The sequence below is a fragment of the Lentzea flaviverrucosa genome (assembly GCF_003350445.1).
In the GTDB taxonomy this organism is placed as follows: Bacteria; Actinomycetota; Actinomycetes; order Mycobacteriales; family Pseudonocardiaceae; genus Lentzea; species Lentzea californiensis.
The window spans coordinates 1-21,446 of the sequence record NZ_QQAU01000014.1; the positions used below are offsets into that span (position 1 = coordinate 1).

The window sequence follows — 21,446 nt, forward strand, 5'->3', positions numbered from 1 at the left end:
ACGCCCGTGGTGGTCAGCCGGAGCAATTCTTCACGATCCCGCGCCGACAACGTGACCGGCCGCTTCAACTGGGAGGCCATGACAACAGCCTCCCATCCAAAGACTCCATAACTAAGCAGCGACACGCTACTAGTGGTGCGGCCCGGAATGTTGCCGGGGGAATTCGCGGTCAGACGGGCGCATCGTGGTGCCGCCCCCACGTCCTCATACCGGAGTCGTATGGGGGCGTGGGGGCGGTGCCGCGAGGCGCCCTGCTGAGCGTGAATTACCTCGCCAACATCCCGGGTCGCGCCACTAAAGCGCATAGACCCGGCGAGCAGTGCCCGAGAAGATCTCGGCCTGCTCGCCGGTCGACAGCTCGGAGACCAGCTCCCGAGCCGCACCGAGCCACTCCTCGTAGGTGGCCGCCAGCAGGCACACGGGCCAGTCCGAGCCGAACATCAGCCGCTCAGGCCCGAACGCGTCCAGCACGACCTCGAAGTACGGCCGCAGCTGAGCCACGTCCCACGACTTCCAGTCGGCCTCGGTGACCAGGCCGGACAGCTTGCACGTCACGTTCTCGTGCGCCGCCAGCGCCCTGATCAGCTCGGCCCACTCCCCCGGATCCGACCCGATCGCGGGCTTCGAGCAGTGGTCCACCACGAACTCGACCTGGGGCAACGCCGCCACGGTCCGGCGTGCGGCCGGCATCTGGTGCGGCAGCGTCAGCAGCTCGTAGACCAGGCCGTGAGCGCCCACCGCCGCGAGCCCGTTCCAGACGTCCTTGCGGCACAACCACTCCGGATCCGGCTCGCTCTGGACCTGGTGCCGGATCCCGCGCAGCCACGAACCGTCGGGCCGGTCCACCAACGCCGCCAGCTCGTCACCTACGGCGGGCGACGTCAGATCGGTCCAGCCCACCACCGCACCGACGACGCCCGAAGACGCGGCGATGGCCAGGAACTCCGGCGTCTCCTCCGCCACGCACACCGTCTGCACCAGCACCGATGCGGAGACCTCGGGTGCGGCGGCGACGAAGTCCGGTTCCAGGAACGACCGGCGGATCACGCCCATCGGCGGGTCGGTGATCCAGTCCTGGTCCCGGACGGACAGGTCCCACAGGTGGTGGTGAGCGTCGACGATCACGGCGTCGGCACCTCCGGGTCGATGAGGTTCAGGGTCTTCAGCTCGTTCCACAGGTCCTCGGGGACCGAGGCGGAGAAGTACGCGGCGTTGGCGGTCATCTGCTCCGCCGTCCGTGCGCCGACCACCACCGACACCACCGCGGGATGACCCAGCGCGAACTGGATCGCCGCCTCGGGCAGCGTCACGCCGTGCCGCCCGCACACCCCCGCGATCGCCCGCGCCCGCTCCACCAGCGCAGAGGGCGCTTCCTCGTAGTTGTACTTCGCGTCGGCGGCCACGACCGGCTTCGACAGCAGCCCGGAGTTGAAGACCCCGCACGCCACCACGGAAACACCCCGTTCGACGCAGGCGGGCAGGAACGAGACGAGCGAAGGCTGTTCCAGCAACGTGTACCGCCCGGCCAGCATCACCACGTCGATGTCGGTCTCGCGGACGAACCGCTCCGGCATCTCCCACTGGTTCATGCCGACGCCGATGGCACCCACGACCCCTTGAGACCTCAGCTCCTCCAGAGCCGGGTAGGCCTCACCGAAGGCCGCATCCCAGTGGTCGTCCGGGTCGTGGATGTAGACGATCTCCACCCGGTCGGTCCCGAGACGCTCCAAAGAGGACTCGATCGACCGCTTCACCCCGTCCGCCGAGTAGTCCCGCACCCGCCGGAAGTGCCGCGGCACCGCGAAACCCTCGTCGTCGAGACCTTCGCCGTCGAACGGCTCCAGCAACCGGCCGACCTTCGTGGAGATCACGTACTCGTCGCGCGGCCGCCCGGCCAGGGCAACCCCGATCCGACGTTCCGACAGCCCGAGCCCGTAGTGCGGCGCGCTGTCGAAGTAGCGGACGCCGTTCTGCCACGCGGCTTCCACCGCGCCGGACGCCACCTCGTCGGACACCTCCCGGTAGAGGTTGCCGATCGGCGCGCCGCCGAAGCCAAGACGAGAAACAGCAACCTTCACGGCAGCTCCCACACGAGTCGCACAGCGGGTTCGGCGCCGGAGTAGTCGTCCTCGACCTCCAGCAGTTCGGCCATCTGAGCCTGCCACGGAACGTTGGCGGGGTGCTCGGCCAGATGCGCGCGCATCACGCGGTAGTCATCCACCTCGACGAGGTGGAACAGCTCGCGCCCAGAACGCCAGATCCGCCACGACCACACCCCGGCCTCGCGCAACGCCAGGTCCAGTTCCGCCGGAATCGTCGCGTGGATGCGGTCGTAGTCTGCCTCGCGTCCCTCGCGAAGCCGGGTGTGCAGCGCAACGGTCTCCAACACTCACTCCTGCTTCTGCCCGGTGGCGAACCGCGTCACGATCAACGCCAGGATGATCACCGCACCGTACGAGGCCTTGATGTAGAAGCCGGACACACCCTGCAACCGCAGGATCTGCTCCACGAGCCCCAGCATCAGCACGCCGGACAACGCGCCGAACAGCGTGCCCTTGCCGCCCTGCAACGAGATCCCGCCGATCACCGCGGCGGCGAAGACCTGGAAGATCATGCCCTCGCCCTGCGTGGCGGCCACGGACCCCAGTCGTCCGGTCATCAGGATGCCCGCGATCACGGCCAGCACCGAACCGATGATCAGCACGGTCCACACCACGCGGTCGACCCGGATGCCGGCGGCCCGCGCCGCCTCCGAGTTGCCGCCGATCGCGTACAGCGAACGCCCGGCGCGCAGGTACTTCAGCACGAAGATGCCCGCCGCGTAGCAGACGATGCAGATCCACACCGCCGCCGGCAGCCCGAGCCACGTCGTGGAACCCAGGTACAGGAACGACTCCGGCACGTCGATCAGCGACTTGCCCTCGGTGATCGCGAGCTGCAGACCGCGCAGCATCGTCAGCATGCCCAGCGTCACCATGAACCCGGACAGCCCGACCTTGAGGATCAGGAACCCGTTCAGACCACCGATCGCGACGCCGATCAGCAGGCACAGCGGCAACGCCAGCCACGCCGCGAACCCGATGTCGAGGCCACCGGCCGACGACGGGATGATCAACGCGACCGCCAGCGCGGGCGCGAGACCGACCGTCGACTCCAGCGACAGGTCCATCTTGCCGACGATCAGGATCATCGCCTGGCCCAGCACCAGCAACGACAGCTCGCTCTGCTGGGTCAGCACGGCGATCAGGTTGTTCGGCGTGAGGAAGATCGGCGACAGGACCGCCCCGATGATCAGCAGGAGGATGATCACCGGGACCAGTGCGAGGTCCTGGTACCGAGCCAGCCGGAACTTCTGCTTCTCCGCGGGAGCGGACGCCGAGACCGGCGGAGTCATGGCCTTGGTCATGCTGTGCTCATTCCTTCGATCGCCGCAATGAGTTCCTGATCGCGCCAGCCGCGTGCGAACTCCCGCACGACCTGGCCGTGGAACAGCACCAGGACACGGTCGCAGACCCGCAGGTCGTCGAGCTCGTCCGAGACGACGATCGCGGCCTTGCCCCGGCGCGCCTGCGCGTCGACGACCCCGAGCAGTGACTCCTTCGACTTCACGTCGACGCCCGCGGTCGGGTTGATCAGCACCAGCACGGACGGGTCGCCGGCCAGAGCCCGCGCCATCACGACCTTCTGCTGGTTGCCGCCGGACAGGTCCGAGACCGGCTGGTCCGGACCGGCGGCCTTCACGTCGTAGGACGCGATCGCCGTGCTGCCCGCCGACCGCTGGGCCGCCGGCCACACGAACGCACCGGCCGTGCTCATCGTCGCGTTCTCCGCGATCGACAGGTCCAGCACGAGCCCCTGGTGGTGACGATCGCGTGGCACGCAACCGATTCCAGCTTTCAAAGCGGCCGGAACGTCCCCGCCGCGCACCGACGCGCCGTCCACCGAGATCGAGCCGGACGACGGCTTGCGCAGCCCGTAGACCGTCTCCGCGAACTCGTGCTTGCCCGACGACGCACTGCCCGCGAGGCCGATGACCTCACCACGTGTCGCCGACAACGAGATGTCCGAGAAGTGGTCCCCGCTCAGCGAGGACACGGTCAGCACCTCCTCGGCGGACGACGGCCTGTCGTCGCCGCTGGGCACGTTCAGCCCGCCGGCCTCGCCGGTCATCGCCTCGATCAGGTCGGGCTTCGACATCTCGGCCACCGGCGCGGTGACGATGTGCCGCGCGTCGCGGTAGACCGTCACCGTCTGGCAGACCTCGTAGACCTCCTGCAGGTGGTGGGAGATGAACAGGAACGTCACCCCCTTGTCCTGCAACGACCTCATGCGGTCGAACAGCCGCTCGATCGCCGGTCCGTCGAGCTGCGCGGTCGGTTCGTCGAGGATCACGAACCGCGAGCCGATCGACAACGCCCGCGCGATCTCGACCAACTGACGCTGTTCGACGGTCAGCGTGGACACCAGCGCGTCCGGATGCACCGCGACGTCGTAGGTCTCCAGCAGCGCGGAGGCCTCGGCACGCAGCTTCTTCCACTTGATCAGCCCGCCGCCGAGGTCCTGCCGGTTGATGAACAGGTTCTCGGCGACCGAAAGCTCCGGCACGACCGTCGACTTCTGGTACACGCACGCGACATGCCGGCGCCACGCGGCGCTGTCGGCGACGGGCGGCGCGGGTTCGCCGAAGAAGGTGACCTCGCCCGCGTCCGGCGTCTGCATGCCGGTGAGGATCGAGACCAAGGTCGACTTGCCCGCGCCGTTGCGACCGACGAGCGCGTGCGACTCACCGGCCCGGATCTCGATGCCCACGTCGTCCAACGCGAGCGTCCGCCCGAACGTCTTCGTGACGCCACGCGCGGCTGCTGCCAGATTGTCGGCACCGCCGACGGAAGCGAATTCGTTCATCAGATCTGGTTGCCCCAGAACGCCTTGTCGTCGACGTTCTCCTTGGTGATCAGCGGCGCGGGCAGCTGGTCCTCGAGACGGCCACCGCCGGTGTCCACGATGACGGAGTCGTGGTCGGTCTTGCCGGGAGAGAACGTCTTGCCCTCAACAGCGGCCTTGGCGTAGAAGAGCGCCCACTGCGCGTAGAGGTCGGCCGGCTGCGAGACGGTCGCGTCGATCTCGCCCTTGCGGATCGCCTCCAACTCCTGCGGGATGCCGTCGTTGGAGACGATGAAGATGTGCTTCGGGTCGGTCGGCGGGACGATGAGGTTCTTCTGCCGCAACACCTGCAGCGTCGGCGTGAGGAACGCGCCACCGGCCTGCATGTAGATGCCGTTGATGTCCGGGTGCTGGTTCAGACGGGTCTGCAGGGCCGCGGACGCCTTCGGGCCCTCCCAGTCGGTCGGCTCCTCGAACACCGTGATGCCGGGGTAGTTCTGCTTCATGCAGGCGGCGAACGCCTCGGAGCGGTCGCGGCCGTTGACCGACGCCAGCGCGCCCTGGAACTCGACGACCTTGCCCTTGCCCCCGAGCTTGTCGCCGAGGAACTTGCAGGCCTTCTCGCCGTACGCCTTGTTGTCCGCCCGGACGACCATGTAGGTCTTGCCCTTGTCGGGACGGGTGTCGACGGTGACGACGGGGATGTTCGCCTTCTCCAGCCGGTCCAGGGTGGACGCGATCGCACCGGTGTCCTGCGGCGCCATGATGATCGCCTTGGCGCCCAGCGACTGCAGCGACTGGGCGTTGGCCACCAGGTTCTCGACCTTGTTCTGCGAGTTGGTGGGGTTCAGCAGGTTGACGCCGAGGTCCTTGGCCTTGTCCGGGAAGTACTTGATGTAGGAGTTCCAGAAGTCGGTGTCGGCGCGGGGGTGGTCGGCGCCGATCGGGCCGACGCCGCCGGCACCGGTACCGGTGGCACCGCCGCCGCAGGCGGACAGTGTCAGTGCACCGGCGAGCGCGAGGCACACCGCGGCGGTGAGGTTGCGACGCTTCATCGTTGAATTGCCTTTCATGACTGCTGGGGACGCAAGCGCAGGCCGTGCATGCCACCGTCGACCGCGAGGATCGCGCCGGCGGTGGAACCCGAAAGCGGGCTCGCCAGGTAGGCGATGGCTCCCGCGACCTCATCGGCGGAGACGAGCCGGCCGTGCGGCTGGCGTGCCTCCAGCGCGGCTCGTTCGGCTGCCGGGTCGGGCGCCGAGTCGAGCAGACGGCCCACCCACGGGGTGTCCGCCGTGCCGGGTGCGACCGCGTTGACGCGAATGCCTTCACGGACGTGGTCGGCGGCCATCGCGAGCGTCAGCGAGTACACCGCGCCCTTGCTGGCCGAGTAGAGAGCGCGCTGCGGGAGCCCGGCCCAGGCAGCGATGGAGCAGGTGTTGACGATCGCCGCGGACGGCGAGTTCCGCAGGTGCGGCAGCGCGGCCCGCGAGACGCGGACCATGCCCAGCACGTTGACGTCGAGCACCTTCGCCCACTGGGCGTCGTCGTTGGCCGTGACGTCGCCCTGTGCGCCGATGCCGGCGTTGTTCACCACGACGTCGAGCCGTCCGAACCGCTCGACGACCTCGTCGATGGCGGCCTTGACGCTCTCGTCGTCCGACACGTCCGCGCGGATCCCGGTGAGCGGGTCCTTCACGTCCGGGTTGAGGTCCAGCGCCACAGCCGTGGCACCGCGCGACGCCAGCAGGTTCGCCGTCGCGAGGCCGATGCCGGACGCTCCGCCCGTGACGACGGCGACGAGCCCTTCGAAGTCAGTCATCCTCGCCCTCCAGTGCCGTCCACACAGGACCGTCGGGGTACACGTAGTCGGCCAGCGTCTGTTCCTTGAGCTGGGCGGAGAACCCCGGCTCGGCCGGCGCCAGGTAGCGGCCGCGTTCGACGACGGCCGGGTCCAGGAAGTGCTCGTGCAGGTGGTCGACCCACTCGATCACGCGCTCGCCGACCTCGCCGGAGACCGCGACGTAGTCGAAGAACGACAGGTGCCTGACCAGCTCGCACAGGCCGACGCCGCCGGCGTGCGGGCACACCGGGATGTCGAACTTCCTGGCCAGCAGCAGGATCGCGATGTTCTCGTTGACGCCCGCGACGCGGCAGGCGTCGAGCTGCAGCACGTCGATCGCGCCGGCCTGCAGCAACTGTTTGAAGATCACGCGGTTCTGCACGTGCTCGCCGGTGGCGACCCTGATCGGGGCCAGCGCGTCGGCGATCGCGCGGTGTGCCAGCACGTCGTCCGGGGAGGTGGGCTCCTCGATCCAGTACGGGTTGTACGGCGCCAGCTCGCGCATCCAGCGCACGGCCGTGCCGACGTCCCAGCGCTGGTTCGCGTCGACCGCCACGCGGGTGTCCTCGCCGACGACCTCGCGAGCGAGCTTCATCCGGCGGACGTCGTCGTCGAGGCTGCCGCCGACCTTGAGCTTGATCATGTCGAAGCCGTCGGCGAGGGCCTGGCGGGCGAGTCCGGCGAGCTTCTCGTCGGAGTAGCCGAGCCAGCCCGGTGACGTCGTGTAGGCCGGGTAGCCGTCGCGGGTGATGGTCTCCGCGCGCTCGGCCTTGCCGTGCTCGACCTCGCGCAGGATCCGCAACGCCTCGTCGGGCGTCAGCGCGTCGCTCAGGTACCGGAAGTCGACGAGGCTCACGATCTCCTCGGGCGTCATCCGGGCGAGGAACCGCCAGACCGGCAACCCGGCGCGGCGGGCGGCGAGGTCCCAGGCCGCGTTGACGACGGCGCCGATCGCCATGTGCGCGACGCCCTTTTCGGGGCCGAGCCAGCGGATCTGCGAGTCGCCGATGAGCTCGAAGTACAGCTCCGCCAGCGCTTTCGCGTCCTCCGGCACGTCCTTTCCGACGACGTGCGGTGCGAGCGCCTTGATACCGGCGGCCTGCACGTCGTTGCCGCGGCCGATGGTGAACGCGAGCCCGTGGCCCTCGGGTCCCTCGTCGGTCCGCAGCACCACGTACGCGGCGCTGTAGTCCGGGTCTGGGTTCATCGCGTCGGAGCCGTCGAGCTCGCGCGAGGTCGGGAACCGGATGTCGAGGACGTCCAGTGCGGTGATCTTCGGCATGGGCTCAGGCCTGTCCGAGGATCTGGCGCTGCCTGCCGAGGCCCTCGATCTCGAGCTCGACGACGTCACCGGCGCGCAGGTACGGCTTCGGCTCCGGCTGGCCGAGCGCCACTCCAGCGGGTGTACCTGTGTTGATGACGTCACCCGGACGAAGGACAAGGAACTGGCTGAGGTAGCGCACGATCTCGCCGACCGGGAAGATCATGTTCTTGGTGGACGAGTTCTGCTTGATCTCGCCGTTCACCCAGAGCCGCATCTCCAGACTCTGTGGGTCGGTGATCTCATCGGCAGGCACGAGGAAGGGGCCGAGCGGGTTGAACGTCTCGCAGTTCTTGCCCTTGTCCCACGTGCCGCCGCGCTCGATCTGGAACTCGCGCTCGGAGACGTCGTGCGACAGCACGTACGCGCCGACGCACGCCAGAGCGTCCTCCTCGGACTCCAGGTAGCGGGCGGTGCGCCCGATGACGACGCCGAGCTCGACCTCCCAGTCGGTCTTCACGGACCGGCGCGGGACGAGCACCTCGTCGTACGGGCCCACGATGGTGTCGGGGGTCTTGAGGAACATCACCGGCTCGCCCGGGATGTCCGCGCCGGTCTCCTCCGCGTGGTCGCGGTAGTTGAGGCCGATGCAGATGACCTTGCCTGGATGCGCGAGCGGTGCCCCGACGCGCACGCCCTCCGTGCTCAGCACCTCGAGCTCACCGCTTTCGAGGGCGGCGCGCACGCGGTTGACGCCGTCGTTCGCGAGGAACGACCCGTCGACGTCCGGGGTGATCGGCAGGAGGTCGTATGTGGTCCCGTCGTCGGTCCTGACTGCAGGACGCTCGTCACCGACCGGCCCCAGGCGCAAGAACTGCACGGCCGTTCCTCCTCTGCTCACACCTACGAAATACATCGGATGTATAGCCCTGCAATACCGCCTGCGTCTAGGGCTCAGCGAGAAGTCGTCCGATGAATAGCGGGAGTTGATCATGAATTTGCTGACCGCGGTACTCCTGGCGGGCGTCTTGCTAGCGCCGGTCGGCCCAGTCGAGACCGTAACCGTTTTCGTCGAGCTGACCTCGGCCGCAGCAGTCGAAGCGCGCTCCGCCGCGCAGGCGCGTTCAGCACGGGACCGGACCTCCGAGCACGTCTCCCGGGTCGTCTCCCGATCCGGTGGCCGCGAAGTCGCCCGAACGACCAACGCGGTGCCCGGCGTCGTGCTGTCGGCGGACAGGTCGCGCCTGGCGGCGCTGACGCGCATGCCCGAGGTGCGGGCGGTCCACCGGATGGTCCCCAAGCAGCTCTCCAACGCGCATGCCGTCCGGCTCACCCGGACGTCCGACGTGTGGAAGTCGCTCGGCAGGTTCGGCGACGGCGTGCGGATCGGCGTGATCGACACCGGCATCGACTACCGGCACGCGGACTTCGGCGGCGGCACCTTCCCGAACGCCAAGGTCGTCGGCGGGCACGACTTCGCGGGCGACGCCTACACCGGCACGACAGGGGCGATCCCGGAGCCGGACGCCGACCCGGTGGACTGCGACGGCCACGGCACGCACGTCGCCGGCACCGCGGCCGGGTACGGGGTCAACGCCGACGGCACCACCTACCGCGGTTCGTACTCCTCGATCGACCTGGACGCGATGAGGATCGGCCCCGGCACCGCCCCGAAAGCGCAGCTCTACGCGTTGAAGGTGTTCGGCTGCAAGGGCGGCACGAACCTCACCGCGCAGGCACTGGACTGGGCGCTCGACCCCAACGGTGACGGCGACTTCTCGGACAAGCTCGACGTGGTGAACCTGTCGCTGGGCAGCGACTTCGGTGCTCCGGACGACCCCGACTCGCTGTTCGTGCGCAAGCTCGTCGAGCACGGCGTGGTGGTGGTCGCGGCGGCCGGCAACGGCGGCGACTTCTACGACGTGTCCGGCTCGCCGGCCAACACCCCCGAGGCGATCTCCGTCGCGAACAGCCGCGACTCGTTCTCGATGCTGGACGGGCTGGAGGTCGCCGGCCAGCGGTACGCGGGCCAGTACAGCCAGAACTTCAAGGACTCCTTCGACCTCACCCTGCCCGTTGTGCGGCTTTCGTCCGCCGTGGACGGCTGCCAGCCGATCTCGGAGCCGCTGGCCGGGAAGATCGTCTGGCTGGAGTGGGACGACAGCGACGCCACCCGCGCCTGCGGTTCGGGTGCCCGCACCGACAACGCCTGGAAGGCCGGGGCGGCCGGGGTACTGCTGCCGACGACGTTGCCGGTGTTCGCGGCCGGGATCGCCGGAAACGCCCACATCCCGGCGTTCCAGCTGACGGCGCAGGCGTCGTCCGCGCTGCGACCGGCCCTGGAGGCCGGGACGCTGACGGCCCACCTGACCTCGGCGTTGAAGGTCGCGGTGCCCTCCGTCGAGCCGTCGATCGCGGACACGATCACGCCGTCGTCGTCGCGTTCGCGCTCGTCGATCGCGGTGGCCGCGCCGGGTGACACGATCTTCTCCGCCGCCTCCGGGACGGCCTCTGACGGCGTGTCGCTGGGCGGCACGTCGATGGCGTCACCGCACGTGGCGGGCATCGCCGCACTGCTGCGCGAGGTCCATCCGGAGTGGACGGTCGCCGAGGTCAAGGCGGCCCTGATGAACACCGCCTCCGGCGTGATCAGGGATGCGAAGGGCGTGCGCGAGGCGCCGATGCGGGTCGGCGCGGGCCGGGTGGACGGGCTCGCCGCCCTGTCGGCGGACGTGCTGGTGCTGGGCGACGCGTCGTTCGGCACGGTCGAGGCAGGCGATGCGGTGCGGATGAGCCGCACTCTCGAGCTGGTCAACAAGGGCTCCCAGACCGTCCGGCTGCGCACCGGCTACGAGCCGATCACCAGCGTGCCCGGCGTGTCCTTCCACGTCACCGAGCCCTCCGTCGTGCTGCGGCCGGGCGGTTCGGCCTCGGTGGCGGTGCAGCTGCGGATCTCCAACACCCGCGCACTGCGCAAGACGCCCGATCCCACGGTCTCGCTCGACGAGGGCCGCCAGTTCCTGGCGGAGGCGTCCGGCCTGGTGACGTTCACCGGCGACCGATCGCTGCGGGTGCCGGTCTACGCGGCGCCGAAGCCGGTGTCGCGCCTGACCGTGGCCGGTGACCGCGTCAGGGGGCACGGCCTCGACCAGCCCGGCTACCAGGCTCGGATGACCGTGCTGCAACTCGGCGCGAGCTCCGACCGCCTGCCCGACTGCGGTCCCGGTGTGCAGGACGACTGCGCCGTGAACCGCACCGCGCGCGGCGGCGACCTGCGGTACGTGGGCGCGACGGCCACCCCCGACCTGCTGGCGTTCGGCGTCGCGACGTGGAGCACCTGGGCGAACATCGGCAGCATCACCAAGCCGGAAGTGCGGTTCTCCGTGGGCGGCAAGGACTTCGTGACCACCGCCGAGAAGCAGACGAGCTCTGGGGGCGACGTGACGGCCGACGTCTGGCTCGCCCGGACGGTGGTGGCCGGCACCGAGGACGTCGTGGACGAGCAGCCGCTGAACGGCTTCGACGGCTCGTCCGACACGAACGTGTTCGACAGCGACGTCGTGGTGCTGCCGGTCGCGCGGTCGGCTCTGCCGTCCGGGCAGGTGACCTACACCGCCGGGGTGCAGAGCCGCTACACCGCGCCCGCCGACACCGACGACCTGGTCGACGTCGTCCCCGCGGCCACGTTCGACTACGGCCTGATCGTCCCCTCACTGTCCACAGTGGTACGTCCGGGTGATCCTGTTCCGGCCGGATCGCTGGTGCTCTTCCACCACAACGCAAGCGGTAACCGCGCTTTCGTGAGGTGATACCCGGTTGGGTGTGCCTCAGCCGATCGTCTCTCGGCAATACTCGGTCGCTATGGATCTGGTCGTGGGACTCGACGCTGGCGGCACGTCCACCAGGGCCCTGGTGCTCGGACTCGACGGCGCCCGCCTGGGTCAGGGCCTGGCGGGCGGCGCGAACCCGAACTCGCACCCGCCCGACGTGGCCGCCGCCCACATCGGCGAGGCGCTGGCGGAGGCGTTGGACGGCCTCGACTCCCGCAAGGTCCGCTCCGGCGTCCTCGGCATGGCGGGCGCCTCCCGCATGACCGACCCCGTCGTCTTGGACCTCTTCCAGGGAGCGTGGGAACGCGCGGGTCTGCACTGCCCGATGCGCGTGATCACCGACTGCGAGGCCGCCTTCGCCACCGGCACCTCCTCGGCCGACGGCACGGTTCTGGTGGCGGGCACCGGCTCCATCGCGGGCCGCATCTCCGGTCACCGCATGGTCGGCCAGTCCGGCGGCTACGGCTGGCTCATCGGCGACGACGGCTCGGCGTTCTGGCTGGGCCGCGAAGCCGTCCGCGCCACGTTGAAGCTGCTCGACCTGGACGCACCGCTGGAAGGCCTGGCCACCGCCGTGCTGACCGCCGCGGGCGCCCGCACCCGGAGCCAGCTGATCACCGCCGTCAACGCGGCGGCGCCCATCGAACTCGCTCAGTTCGCGCCTCTGGTGAGTTCCGCCTACCACCACGGCGATCCCGAGGCGCTGACGATCGTGGCCTCCGCCGCCCGCCTGCTCGCCGACACGGCCACGGCGGTCCGCGAGCCGTCCGACACCTCACCGATCGTGCTGGTCGGCAGCCTGATCAAGACCCCGGTCGGCACGCACCTGAAGCAGGAGCTGCTCACCCGCTGCAACGCTCAGGTGATCATGGCGACGGAGGGTGCGGCGGGCGCGGCCTGGCTCGCGGCGGTCGACGTGCTGGGGCCGGACGCGCCGAGGCCCACCGGGTCATGACGCCAGCAGCCGGCCCGAGTGCGGCGTCCGCTCGTGGTAGGCGCGCAGCAGGCCCGCGTGCACGTCGTCCACGTGTTCGGCGGCATCGGTGTTCCACACCAGCGTGATCCGCCGGTGCAGCGGGTTGCCGATGATCGGCTTGAGCAGCACGCCCGGCAGGTCGTGACCGGGGAAGAACCCCGCCACGGCACCGGTCGACCGCACCAGGTCGGCCGCGACGACCGGGTCGACGCCGAAGTGCGCGCACCTCGGCGTGAACCCGACGGCCTCGCAGGCCAGGTCGAGGTTCAGCCGCCCGCCGTGGTTCTCGTCCGGCACCACCCACTCCTCGCCGGCGAGTTCGGACAGCAGCACCTCGCTGCGGCCGGACAGCCGATGACCGACCGGGACGCCGATCAGCATGCGTTCCGTGATGACGCGGCGCAGGCCGACCGCCTCCGGGAACCGCAACGGGCTGCGCGGGAACTCCACCACCAGGGCCAGGTCCAGGTCGCCGGTGCGCACGAGCTCCAGCACGGTGTCGCCGCCGCGTTCGATGTGCGTGGTCTGCGGCAGGCTCGGCAGCACCTCCCTGACCACCCCGACCAGCAGCGCGGTCGGCGAGCCGGCCACACCACCGAGGCGGATGCCGGAGTCGCCGCGCCCGGCCAGCTTGTGCGAGGTGACGAGCAGGTCGTCGAACCGTTCGACCAGGTCCTGGGCCCGCAGCACGACGTGGCGGCCCAGCTCGGTCAGTTCGACGCCGTCGTTGCGGCGCAGGAACAACGGCCCGCCGAGACTCGCCTCGATCCTGCGCACCTGGGCGGTCAGGCCGGCCTGGGCGATCTTCATCTGGGAGGCGGCGCGGCTGATGCTGCCTGCCCGCGCCACCGTCAGCACCACGTGCAGATGCCTCAGCTCCATTCGCACTGAGGAAGCCTAGGACAGTTGCCCACCAACGAACACGGCCACGTGGGTGTCACCAGATGACGCTCCGTCGCCGTTGCAAGGGCGACTGCTCTGACAGGCCCATAACGCCGGAATTATCGGCACGTCACACCTGCCGCTGCGCGCGCGGACTGCTCCACGCTGCTGTTGACACCAAACGATCGCAGAGAGTGGGAGCGCCATGAGGAAAGCGTTGCGGCTGCGACGCCTTTCCCGTCCGCACGACGACCGGTACCTCTTCGTGCCGTTGGATCACAGCGTTTCGGACGGTCCGGTGGTGCCGCGGGACCGGTGGCAGGACCTCGTCCACGCCGTCGTGCTGGGCGGAGCAGACGCCATCATCGTCCACAAAGGACGAGTGCGCACCATCGATCCCGCCGTGCTGGGCGGATGCGCGTTGATCGTGCACCTGAGCGCGGGCACGGCGCACATGTCCGACGTCAACGCCAAGGTGCTCGTCGGCGAGGTCGACGAGGCGTTGCGGCTCGGTGCCGACGCGGTGAGCGTGCACGTCAACATCGGCTCCGACACGGAGTCCCGCCAGCTCACCGACCTCGGCACGGTCGCGGCCGCGTGCGACTCGTGGAACGTCCCGCTGGTCGTGATGGCCTACGCCCGCGGCCCGCGCATAGTCGACCCCAAGGACCCCGCCCTGCTGGCGCACGTCGTCAACATCGCGGCCGACCTCGGCGCGGACATCGTCAAGACCAACCTCGCCGACGACATGACCGAAGTCGTTGCCAGCTGCCCGATCCCGGTGATCGTCGCAGGTGGCCCCGCCTCCGCGCACAGCCTCGCCGGGCACGCCCGCGTGGCGATGGACGCGGGCTGCGCGGGCCTCGCCGTCGGACGGCGGGTCTTCACCTCGCCGGCGCCGATGCACCTGGTCGCGGAGCTGGCGTCGATCGTGCACGCGCCCACCGACGCAAGTCTCATCCACGCCTTGACCGCCACCTTGGAGAACCGGTGAAGTTCGCCTGGATCGACCTCAGAACCGTCCCGGAAGCGTACCGGACCGCCGTGATCGACGCGGCCGTGCACAGCCGGATCGCCGGAGTCGTCACGGACGACCCGTCGCTGCTGGACGGCCTGCCGCCGACGATCACCCGCGTGCTGATCGCCACGGAACCGGCTGACAGCCCCCACCTCGTCACCGTGGCGGTGCACGACCAGGACCAGCTCGACCGGCTGCTCTCGGGTTCCGCGTTCGTGACGGTCAGCGACGACCGCACGCTCAAACTCGCCTGCGCCGCGGCAGAACGGCTCGACCACACCGTCGTCGCGTTCACCGACCCGACCAAGATCCCGCTGGAGATCGTGATCGCGGCCGCCGACGGCGCACCCGGCAAGCTGGTCACCGTCGTCACCGACCTGGTCGAGGCCGCGATCGTCCTCGAATGCCTGGAACACGGCTCGGACGGCGTGCTGATGGCCCCGCGGGACGCGACCGACGTGTTCAAGCTGGCCCGGTTGCTGGAAACCACGTCCCCGCCGCTGACCCTGACCACGCTCACCGTGGAGGCGTTGACCCACAACGGCCTCGGCGACCGCGTCTGCGTCGACACCGCCTCGCACTTCCGCGAGGACGAGGGCATCCTCGTGGGCTCGTTCTCGTCGGGCTTCATCCTCTGCTGCAGCGAGACGCACCCGTTGCCGTACATGCCGACGCGGCCGTTCCGGGTCAACGCGGGCGCGCTGCACTCGTACGTCCTGGGCCCGGCGAACCGCACCAACTACCTGTCCGAACTGCGTTCCGGCAGCAAGGTCCTCGCCGTGGACGCCGACGGCCGCACCCGCGAACTCAGCGTCGGCAGGGCCAAGCTCGAGTCCCGCCCGATGCTCACCATCACCGCGCGCTCGCCGGAGAACGTCGTGGTCGACCTGATGGTGCAGGACGACTGGCACGTCCGCGTCCTCGCGCCCGGCGGCAAGGTCCGCAACGTGACCGAACTCCAGCCCGGCGACGAACTGCTCGGCTACATCGCCTCAGAGCAACGGCACGTGGGCCTCCCCATCGGCGAGTTCTGCAAGGAGTCCTGAAGTGCGTTCGTTCATCACCGAACTGTTGCACCGCCACGGTGACGAGGTGCCGATCCTCAGTCACCGCAGCACAGTCACCCACGGCCTACTGCGCGCCGACGTCACCGCTCACGCACTTCGTTTCGCCGCAGTCGGAATCGGCGACGGCAGCACGGTCGCCGTCCAGGTACCGCCGAGCTTCAGCCAGTTGGAGGCCGTGCTCGCGTTGTGGAGCCTCGGCGCGCAGGTGATCTCCATCGACCACCGCCTGCGCCCGGCCGAAGCCCACGTCCTGCACGAGCTGACGCGCCCGGAGTTCCTCGTTCACCCCGGCGGCACCCCTGCTCAGGGCTTCCAGGAGCGGTACGGACTGGTGGCCGAACGGGTCGAGGGCCTTCCGGCGGCTTCTCCACACCGGTTGGTCCAGTTCAGCTCCGGCTCGACCGGCCGCCCGAAGGTGATCGGCCGCAGCACGCCGTCACTCGTCGACGAGGTGGACCGCTTCTCCGCCGCCGACGGCATGGTGCGACGAGGCGAACGCCTGCTGCTGCTCAACTCCCCCGCACACAGCTTCGGCCTGATCGGTGGCCTGCTGCACTCTCTCGCGGCAGGCGCACACCTCGTGTTCGCCGCAAGCCCGACCGCAGAAGACATTCTCTCCTGCGCACGAACTCATGAGGTCGACTTCGTCACCGGCCTGCCGTTCCACTTCGACCTGCTGGCCTCCTCACCCGACCGCGACGCCTTGCGCACGGTCCGCGGCGCGTTCGCCGGCGGCGAGATGATGCCGCAGGACGTGGCCGACAGGTTCCTCGCCGCCTATGGCTTCCCGGTCGGCGAGTGCTTCGGCACCACCGAAACCGGCGGACTCACCATGGCCGTGTCCGGCACGGTCCGCCCGTCCGTCGGCAGGCCGATGTCCGGCATCACCGCGCGAGTGCGCAACGGCCTGGTTGAAGTGGCCCTGCCGGAAACCCCGTACCTGGCCGAGAACGACCCGGCACGCTTCTCCGGCGGCTGGTTCCGCACCGGCGACCGGGGCGAGTTCACCGCCGACGGCGAACTCCGCCTGCTCGGCCGAGCCGACTCGCTGGTCGTGGTGCGCGGCAACAAGGTCGACCTGACCGAGGTGGAACACGTCCTACGTGGACACCCGCAGGTGACCGAGGCCGTCGCGGTGGGACGGACGGAGATCCGGGCCTACGTGGGCACTGCCAGCAGCACGCTCACCGCACAGGCGCTGTCGGACTGGTGCACGGAACGGCTCGCGGAATTCAAGCTCCCACAACACATCCACGTCATGGACGTGTTGCCGAGGACGTCCAGCGGCAAGATCATCCGAAACATGGAACCGCTCCATGCGTCCTACCTTCAGGCACATTCGGCCGGAAACAATGGCACGAAATGACTTGCCGGGCCTAACTTTCCGGCATGCCCAAAAGATCCTCCAGCGTGGCGGGACGGGAGTTCGGTGCCGGTGTGCGCGCCGTCATCGCTCGTACCGGGCTCACCCACCGACAGCTGGCCGAACGCATCGGCTGGCAGGAAGCCAAACTCTCGGACATGACCCTCGGCAAGGGCGGCGTGTCCGAGGTCGAGGTCCAGATCCTGCTCGCCTACTGCCAGGCCACGGTCGAGGAACGCGAGTACCTGCTCGCTCTGTTCCGCGAATCGGGCAAGGCCTGGCTCCAGATGCCGGAAGACGGCCTGCCGGACCAGGTCCGCACGCTGATCGACCAGGAACGGGACGCGGAAGAGATCATCTGCTGGTCGATGATCGTCGTCCCCGGCCTGCTGCAAACACACGAATACGCTTACGTCGTCGCCGAGCACTCGACGGTGATCAAGGCGGAGGATGTGCCCAGGGTCGCCGCCGCAAGGGCCGCACGAGCGGACATCTTGGAGCCGGGCAAGAAGTTCACGTTCTTCGTGCACGAGCAGGCCTTGTTGCTACCAGCCGGCGGAACCGAGGTGTGGCGCGAGCAGTTGGCTCACCTGCTCAGGATGTCCGTGCGGAAGTACATCAGCCTGCGGATCATTCCTCGCGCTGCCGGAATGCACGCAGGCATATGCGGCGACTTCAGGGTGATGAAGTTCCCGAAGTACCCGTCCGTCGTCTACATCGACAGCATCAATTCCTGCCTGTTCTTCGACGACGCGGACACCGTCAAGGTGTACGAGGACATCCTGACGGCCCTCGCAGCCGTCGCCCTGGCTGAGGAAGAATCAAGGGCGGTGATCGACAACATCTTGGAGGGTCTCTGATGACCACCTGGCGGAAGAGCAGCTACAGCGCCAGCAGCGACAACTGCGTCGAGGTAGGCCGTGGCGTCGGCATCCGCGACAGCAAGGCCCCGAGCACTCACATCCCCGTTTCGCCGGCCGCCTGGTCGGCCTTCCTCAAGTCCGTCGTCTGAGGGTGCCGGAAACCGGGGTGGTCTGCTGGTAGCGCTCGCTTCAGCAGCCATCCCGAGACCAGGATGCAGACGATCTGCAACGGCCACGACAGCGCCACCCGGAGCGTGGCCAGCCAGAAGATCTGGGCGTCGAGCCACAGCGGCGTGAAGACCGCCACCCGCAGCGCGTACTGAGCGACCCACGGCCACGAGGCGATGGAGTAAGCGCGCAAAAGGGCAGGATCTCGGCGCCACCGGGTCTTCTGCCCGAGCAGCGTCCCCACCACCACGCCGAGCAACGGCCAGCGCACCGCGATGGAGCCTGCCCAGACCAGGGCCGAGGCCACGTTGGACAGCAGCTGGATGAGGAAGAAGTCCTCCACACGGCCCGTGTAGAGCGCGATCAAAGAAGCCGCCACCACGGCGAGGACCGAGAACACGACGGCACGGGGCTTCTCGCCTCGCACGAAGCGGAAGACGCCGATCGCGACGCCGCACAGGACGGCGACCAGGGCTCCCGCGCCGATCGAGTGACCCCAGAGCAGCCAGCCCGCGACGAACGCCAGAGGCGGCAGGGAGGCGTCGAGGGCGCCCCCTCGACCTCCCAGCAGTGATGCGAGCGACTCCTGGCGCACGTCGGTCATGGTTCCAGGGTGCCTTAGGCGAACCTAACTCAGGTAACGGACCCATATCGGGGATTGACCCCGGTGAACCAGGTCACTACCGTCTGGCGAAATCGTCTGGAAAGTTAACAGACAGGAGCGGACCTAATGCGTGCCGGAAGCCCACGACTGTTGCGGGAGATCAACGACCGCGCAGCCATCGAGGCTTTGCTGCGCAACGGGCCGCTGACCAGGTCGGAGTTGGAAGGTCTGATCGGCCTCTCCAAGCCGGCGACCGCACAGTTGCTCACGCGCCTGGAGGCCGGTGACTCCGTGGTCCGCAACGGACTGCGGGGTGGTGGCCGCGGGCCGCGTGCCCAGCTGTGGTCGGTCAACGGGGCGCTTGCGCACATCGCCGCTGTCGATCTCACCCCCGAGACGGTCGACATCGCGATCGCGGACATCTCCGGTGCCGTGCTCACCGAGCACAAGGCGCCGATGCCCGCGAAGCACGGCGTGCTGGAGGCGTTCGTCAGCGCGGTCGGCAAGGCCTGCGGGCAAGCAGGCCTGAGCGCCGACCAGTTGCTGCACGTCGTGGTGGGCTGTCCGGGAGCGGTGAACCCCGCGAACGGTGAGCTCGCCTACGCACCACACCTGCCCGGCTGGAGCGGTTTCGACATGCCCGGCCGGTTGCGGGAGCAGCTCGCGACGTCGGTGAGCGTCGAGAACGACGTCAACCTCGTCGCGCTGGAGGAGATGGTCGCCGGACGGGCCACCAGGGTGAACGACTTCGTCGTCATCTGGCCCGCGGATCTCGTCGGTGCCGCCGTCGTCGTCAACGGATCGCTGCTGCGCGGCGCTTCCGGAGGCGCGGGCGAGATCGACGGCCTGATGATCCCGGACCGCGCGGCGGCCGACACCGACACGGACCGCTCCGGCGGCACGTACGGCGAACTGCTCAGCAGCACGTCGATCTGCAAGCTCGCACGCGCCCACGGGCTCGCCGCGCGCAACGGCCACGGTGCCGTGCGCAAGGCGCTCGCCGCGGGTCCGGCGGGCCGTGAGTTCATGGTCGATCTCGCCAAGCGCATCGCCACCGGCGTGGCTAGCGTCGTCGCGGTGCTCGACCCGGAACTCATCCTCCTGTCCGGCGACATCGCGCAGGCAGGCGGAACCACGCTGAACGACCTCGTTGCCGCGGAACTGCGGCAACTGGTGGTGCCGCGAACACCGATCCAGCTGGCCTTGGTGACCGGGAAACCAGTGCGCAGCGGCGCACTGCACTCGGCGCTGGCCGTTGCCCGCGAACAGGTGTTCGGCCTCCCGGCAGCCACCACGGCTCCATTCCGCGGCCCAGTGGTCGCCGGGTCCCCACGTTGATCGAGAAGGAGTGCACATGCGCAAGCACACCCGTGCTGCCTTGCTCTGTGTCGCCGCAGCGCTGACCCTCACCGCATGTGCGGCGGGCAAGGGTGGCGGCGCGAGTTCCGATGCCGCCGCTGCTCCTGGCAAGGACGACAAGCTGACGCTCACGGTCTGGAGCAACTACTCCGACCGCGAGTTGGTGGAGGTCACGAAGGCCCTCAAGACCTTCAACAAGAAGTTCCCGAACATCGAGATCAAGCACGAGGGCTCGCAGGACGACGACAAGATCACCGCGGGCATCCGTTCGGGCAACACGCCGGACGTCGCGCTGTCGTTCACGACCGACAACATCGGCCAGTTCTGCTCCTCCGGCGCGTTCCAGCCGCTGAAGGCGTACATCGACCGCGACAAGGTCGACCTGAACCAGCTCTCCCCCGCGGTTCAGCAGTACACCGAGTACAAGGGCAACCGCTGTGCGATGCCCATGCTCACCGACGTGTACGCCATGTACTACAACAAGGACCTGCTGTCGGCGGCCGGCGTCACGAACGCGCCGAAGACGCTGGACGAGCTGTACGACGCGGCCGTGAAGGCGACCAAGAAGGCGCCGAACGGTGACATCGAGGTGGCGGGTTACCTGCCCACCATGGGCTTCTACGCCAACCGCCCGACCATCCTCGCGCCGACGTTCGGCGCGGAGTGGGAGAAGGACGGCAAGTCCGGCCTCGCGAGCTCGCCCGGCTTCACCGAGATGATGACGTTCCAGAAGAAGCTCGTCGACTTCTACGGTTACGACGCGCTCGAGCGGTTCCGCGCGGGTCTCGGCCAGGAGTACTCGGCCGACCACGCGTTCCACCAGGGCAAGATCGCGATCATGATCGACGGCGAGTACCGCACCGCCTTCCTCAAGGCGCAGGCGCCGCAGATCAAGTTCGGCACGGCTCCGTTCCCGACCTGGAAGCCCGCCGACTACGGCACCGCGTTCACCACCGGCACGATCATGGGCATTCCCAAGGGCGCCAAGAACGCCGGCGCCGCGTGGGAGCTGATCAAGCACCTGACGTTCGACACCGACACGATCGTCGACCTGTCCAACGCCATCAAGAACGTCCCGAGCACCAAGGCCGCCATGGAGAGCCCCAAGCTCGAGGTGGACGAGCAGTTCAAGACGTTCATCGACCTGGCCAAGAGCGACAAGCTCAAGGGCAACCCGGTCACCCCCATCGGTGACGCGCACATCAAGGCCGTCACCGACTTCTCGGTCTCCTACCAGTCCGGCAAGGTCCCGGACCTGGCGGCAGGCCTCAAGGAAGTCGACAAGAACATCGACGACCAGATCGCCAAGAGCGGCAAGTAGGGATTCG

General features: G+C 69.0%; 20 protein-coding genes. 9 read left to right on the plus strand and 11 right to left on the minus strand.

Annotated features, from left to right (window positions below; all coding sequences use genetic code 11):
- Positions 1 to 294 precede the first annotated feature (294 nt).
- From DFR72_RS33800 to DFR72_RS33840, 9 genes are read right to left on the minus strand one after another with little or no spacing between them, the layout of a single operon-like run.
- A complete protein-coding gene (locus DFR72_RS33800) occupies positions 295 to 1,125 on the minus strand; it encodes an amidohydrolase family protein (protein WP_090070030.1) in 831 nt (276 codons plus the stop codon).
- A complete protein-coding gene (locus DFR72_RS33805) occupies positions 1,122 to 2,078 on the minus strand; it encodes an aldo/keto reductase (RefSeq protein WP_211335633.1) in 957 nt (318 codons plus the stop codon). Before DFR72_RS33805 ends, DFR72_RS33800 begins: the two co-directional genes overlap by 4 nt.
- On the minus strand, positions 2,075 to 2,386 hold the full coding sequence (locus DFR72_RS33810; protein ID WP_090070097.1) for an L-rhamnose mutarotase: 312 nt from the start codon (positions 2,384 to 2,386) through the stop codon (positions 2,075 to 2,077). The genes DFR72_RS33805 and DFR72_RS33810 overlap by 4 nt, the downstream gene beginning before the upstream one ends.
- Positions 2,387 to 2,389: 3 nt before the next feature.
- Complete coding sequence (locus DFR72_RS33815; protein WP_211335634.1) at positions 2,390 to 3,406, minus strand: ABC transporter permease; 1,017 nt, start codon at positions 3,404 to 3,406, stop codon at positions 2,390 to 2,392.
- The gene (locus DFR72_RS33820; RefSeq protein WP_090070027.1) at positions 3,403 to 4,905 is read right to left on the minus strand and encodes a sugar ABC transporter ATP-binding protein; all 1,503 of its coding nucleotides are present in this window, start codon (positions 4,903 to 4,905) and stop codon (positions 3,403 to 3,405) included. Before DFR72_RS33820 ends, DFR72_RS33815 begins: the two co-directional genes overlap by 4 nt.
- Positions 4,905 to 5,939: a sugar ABC transporter substrate-binding protein gene (locus DFR72_RS33825; protein WP_090070026.1), complete on the minus strand. Its 1,035-nt coding sequence runs from the start codon at positions 5,937 to 5,939 to the stop codon at positions 4,905 to 4,907. The genes DFR72_RS33820 and DFR72_RS33825 overlap by 1 nt, the downstream gene beginning before the upstream one ends.
- A 14-nt stretch (positions 5,940 to 5,953) precedes the next feature.
- Positions 5,954 to 6,706: an SDR family NAD(P)-dependent oxidoreductase gene (locus DFR72_RS33830; RefSeq protein WP_090070024.1), complete on the minus strand. Its 753-nt coding sequence runs from the start codon at positions 6,704 to 6,706 to the stop codon at positions 5,954 to 5,956.
- Entirely contained in the window at positions 6,699 to 8,009 is a 1,311-nt protein-coding gene (locus tag DFR72_RS33835) for an enolase C-terminal domain-like protein (RefSeq protein ID WP_090070023.1), read from the minus strand. Before DFR72_RS33835 ends, DFR72_RS33830 begins: the two co-directional genes overlap by 8 nt.
- Positions 8,010 to 8,013: 4 nt before the next feature.
- Complete coding sequence (locus tag DFR72_RS33840) at positions 8,014 to 8,868, minus strand: fumarylacetoacetate hydrolase family protein (RefSeq protein WP_090070021.1); 855 nt, start codon at positions 8,866 to 8,868, stop codon at positions 8,014 to 8,016.
- Positions 8,869 to 8,980: 112 nt separating this feature from the next.
- Here DFR72_RS33840 and DFR72_RS33845 point away from each other — a divergent pair, with 112 nt between their 5' ends.
- Both DFR72_RS33845 and DFR72_RS33850 read left to right on the plus strand, forming a co-directional pair.
- Complete coding sequence (locus DFR72_RS33845) at positions 8,981 to 11,797, plus strand: S8 family peptidase (RefSeq protein WP_090070020.1); 2,817 nt, start codon at positions 8,981 to 8,983, stop codon at positions 11,795 to 11,797.
- Positions 11,798 to 11,861: 64 nt separating this feature from the next.
- Positions 11,862 to 12,773 (plus strand): N-acetylglucosamine kinase, encoded by a 912-nt coding sequence (locus DFR72_RS33850; RefSeq protein ID WP_342768699.1) that lies wholly within the window; start codon positions 11,862 to 11,864, stop codon positions 12,771 to 12,773.
- Here the strand turns inward: DFR72_RS33850 and DFR72_RS33855 are convergent.
- Complete coding sequence (locus DFR72_RS33855; protein WP_090070017.1) at positions 12,768 to 13,676, minus strand: LysR family transcriptional regulator; 909 nt, start codon at positions 13,674 to 13,676, stop codon at positions 12,768 to 12,770. The two genes, DFR72_RS33850 and DFR72_RS33855, sit on opposite strands and share 6 nt — an antisense overlap.
- Before the next feature lie 205 nt (positions 13,677 to 13,881).
- On the opposite strand from DFR72_RS33855, the gene DFR72_RS33860 reads away from it, so the two are divergent.
- Genes DFR72_RS33860 through DFR72_RS33880 form a run of 5 tightly spaced genes read left to right on the plus strand, consistent with a single transcriptional unit; the run spans position 13,882 to position 18,136 of the window.
- Positions 13,882 to 14,670 (plus strand): 2-amino-3,7-dideoxy-D-threo-hept-6-ulosonate synthase, encoded by a 789-nt coding sequence (locus tag DFR72_RS33860; RefSeq protein WP_090070015.1) that lies wholly within the window; start codon positions 13,882 to 13,884, stop codon positions 14,668 to 14,670.
- Positions 14,667 to 15,740: a 3-dehydroquinate synthase II family protein gene (locus tag DFR72_RS33865; RefSeq protein WP_090070014.1), complete on the plus strand. Its 1,074-nt coding sequence runs from the start codon at positions 14,667 to 14,669 to the stop codon at positions 15,738 to 15,740. Before DFR72_RS33860 ends, DFR72_RS33865 begins: the two co-directional genes overlap by 4 nt.
- Before the next feature lies 1 nt (position 15,741).
- On the plus strand, positions 15,742 to 17,127 hold the full coding sequence (locus DFR72_RS33870; protein ID WP_090070012.1) for a class I adenylate-forming enzyme family protein: 1,386 nt from the start codon (positions 15,742 to 15,744) through the stop codon (positions 17,125 to 17,127).
- 23 nt (positions 17,128 to 17,150) lie between these two features.
- Complete coding sequence (locus DFR72_RS33875) at positions 17,151 to 17,984, plus strand: helix-turn-helix domain-containing protein (RefSeq protein WP_090070010.1); 834 nt, start codon at positions 17,151 to 17,153, stop codon at positions 17,982 to 17,984.
- Positions 17,984 to 18,136, plus strand: a complete 153-nt coding sequence (locus tag DFR72_RS33880; RefSeq protein WP_090070009.1) for a DUF397 domain-containing protein — start codon at positions 17,984 to 17,986, stop codon at positions 18,134 to 18,136. Before DFR72_RS33875 ends, DFR72_RS33880 begins: the two co-directional genes overlap by 1 nt.
- On the opposite strand, the gene DFR72_RS33885 is transcribed toward DFR72_RS33880, so the two are convergent.
- Positions 18,082 to 18,759 carry a DUF3159 domain-containing protein gene (locus tag DFR72_RS33885; RefSeq protein WP_090070007.1) on the minus strand — a complete coding sequence of 226 codons (678 nt, stop codon included), beginning with the start codon at positions 18,757 to 18,759 and terminating at the stop codon, positions 18,082 to 18,084. The two genes, DFR72_RS33880 and DFR72_RS33885, sit on opposite strands and share 55 nt — an antisense overlap.
- Before the next feature lie 126 nt (positions 18,760 to 18,885).
- Between DFR72_RS33885 and DFR72_RS33890 the strand changes: the two genes are divergently transcribed.
- Positions 18,886 to 20,097 carry an ROK family protein gene (locus tag DFR72_RS33890; protein ID WP_090070005.1) on the plus strand — a complete coding sequence of 404 codons (1,212 nt, stop codon included), beginning with the start codon at positions 18,886 to 18,888 and terminating at the stop codon, positions 20,095 to 20,097.
- A gap of 16 nt (positions 20,098 to 20,113) precedes the next feature.
- Positions 20,114 to 21,439 carry an ABC transporter substrate-binding protein gene (locus tag DFR72_RS33895; protein WP_090070093.1) on the plus strand — a complete coding sequence of 442 codons (1,326 nt, stop codon included), beginning with the start codon at positions 20,114 to 20,116 and terminating at the stop codon, positions 21,437 to 21,439.
- Positions 21,440 to 21,446: the final 7 nt, after the last annotated feature.

Bases quoted from the DNA above. Each gene is read 5' to 3' on its own strand.
- DFR72_RS33815 (WP_211335634.1), bottom strand. From the start codon at position 3,406: ATGACCAAGGCCATGACTCCGCCGGTCTCGGCGTCCGCTCCCGCGGAG.
- DFR72_RS33820 (WP_090070027.1), bottom strand. From the start codon at position 4,905: ATGAACGAATTCGCTTCCGTCGGCGGTGCCGACAATCTGGCAGCAGCC.
- DFR72_RS33825 (WP_090070026.1), bottom strand. From the start codon at position 5,939: ATGAAGCGTCGCAACCTCACCGCCGCGGTGTGCCTCGCGCTCGCCGGT.
- DFR72_RS33830 (WP_090070024.1), bottom strand. From the start codon at position 6,706: ATGACTGACTTCGAAGGGCTCGTCGCCGTCGTCACGGGCGGAGCGTCC.
- DFR72_RS33835 (WP_090070023.1), bottom strand. From the start codon at position 8,009: ATGCCGAAGATCACCGCACTGGACGTCCTCGACATCCGGTTCCCGACC.
- DFR72_RS33845 (WP_090070020.1), top strand. From the start codon at position 8,981: ATGAATTTGCTGACCGCGGTACTCCTGGCGGGCGTCTTGCTAGCGCCG.
- DFR72_RS33855 (WP_090070017.1), bottom strand. From the start codon at position 13,676: ATGGAGCTGAGGCATCTGCACGTGGTGCTGACGGTGGCGCGGGCAGGC.
- DFR72_RS33860 (WP_090070015.1), top strand. From the start codon at position 13,882: ATGAGGAAAGCGTTGCGGCTGCGACGCCTTTCCCGTCCGCACGACGAC.
- DFR72_RS33875 (WP_090070010.1), top strand. From the start codon at position 17,151: ATGCCCAAAAGATCCTCCAGCGTGGCGGGACGGGAGTTCGGTGCCGGT.
- DFR72_RS33880 (WP_090070009.1), top strand. From the start codon at position 17,984: ATGACCACCTGGCGGAAGAGCAGCTACAGCGCCAGCAGCGACAACTGC.
- DFR72_RS33885 (WP_090070007.1), bottom strand. From the start codon at position 18,759: ATGACCGACGTGCGCCAGGAGTCGCTCGCATCACTGCTGGGAGGTCGA.
- DFR72_RS33890 (WP_090070005.1), top strand. From the start codon at position 18,886: ATGCGTGCCGGAAGCCCACGACTGTTGCGGGAGATCAACGACCGCGCA.
- DFR72_RS33895 (WP_090070093.1), top strand. From the start codon at position 20,114: ATGCGCAAGCACACCCGTGCTGCCTTGCTCTGTGTCGCCGCAGCGCTG.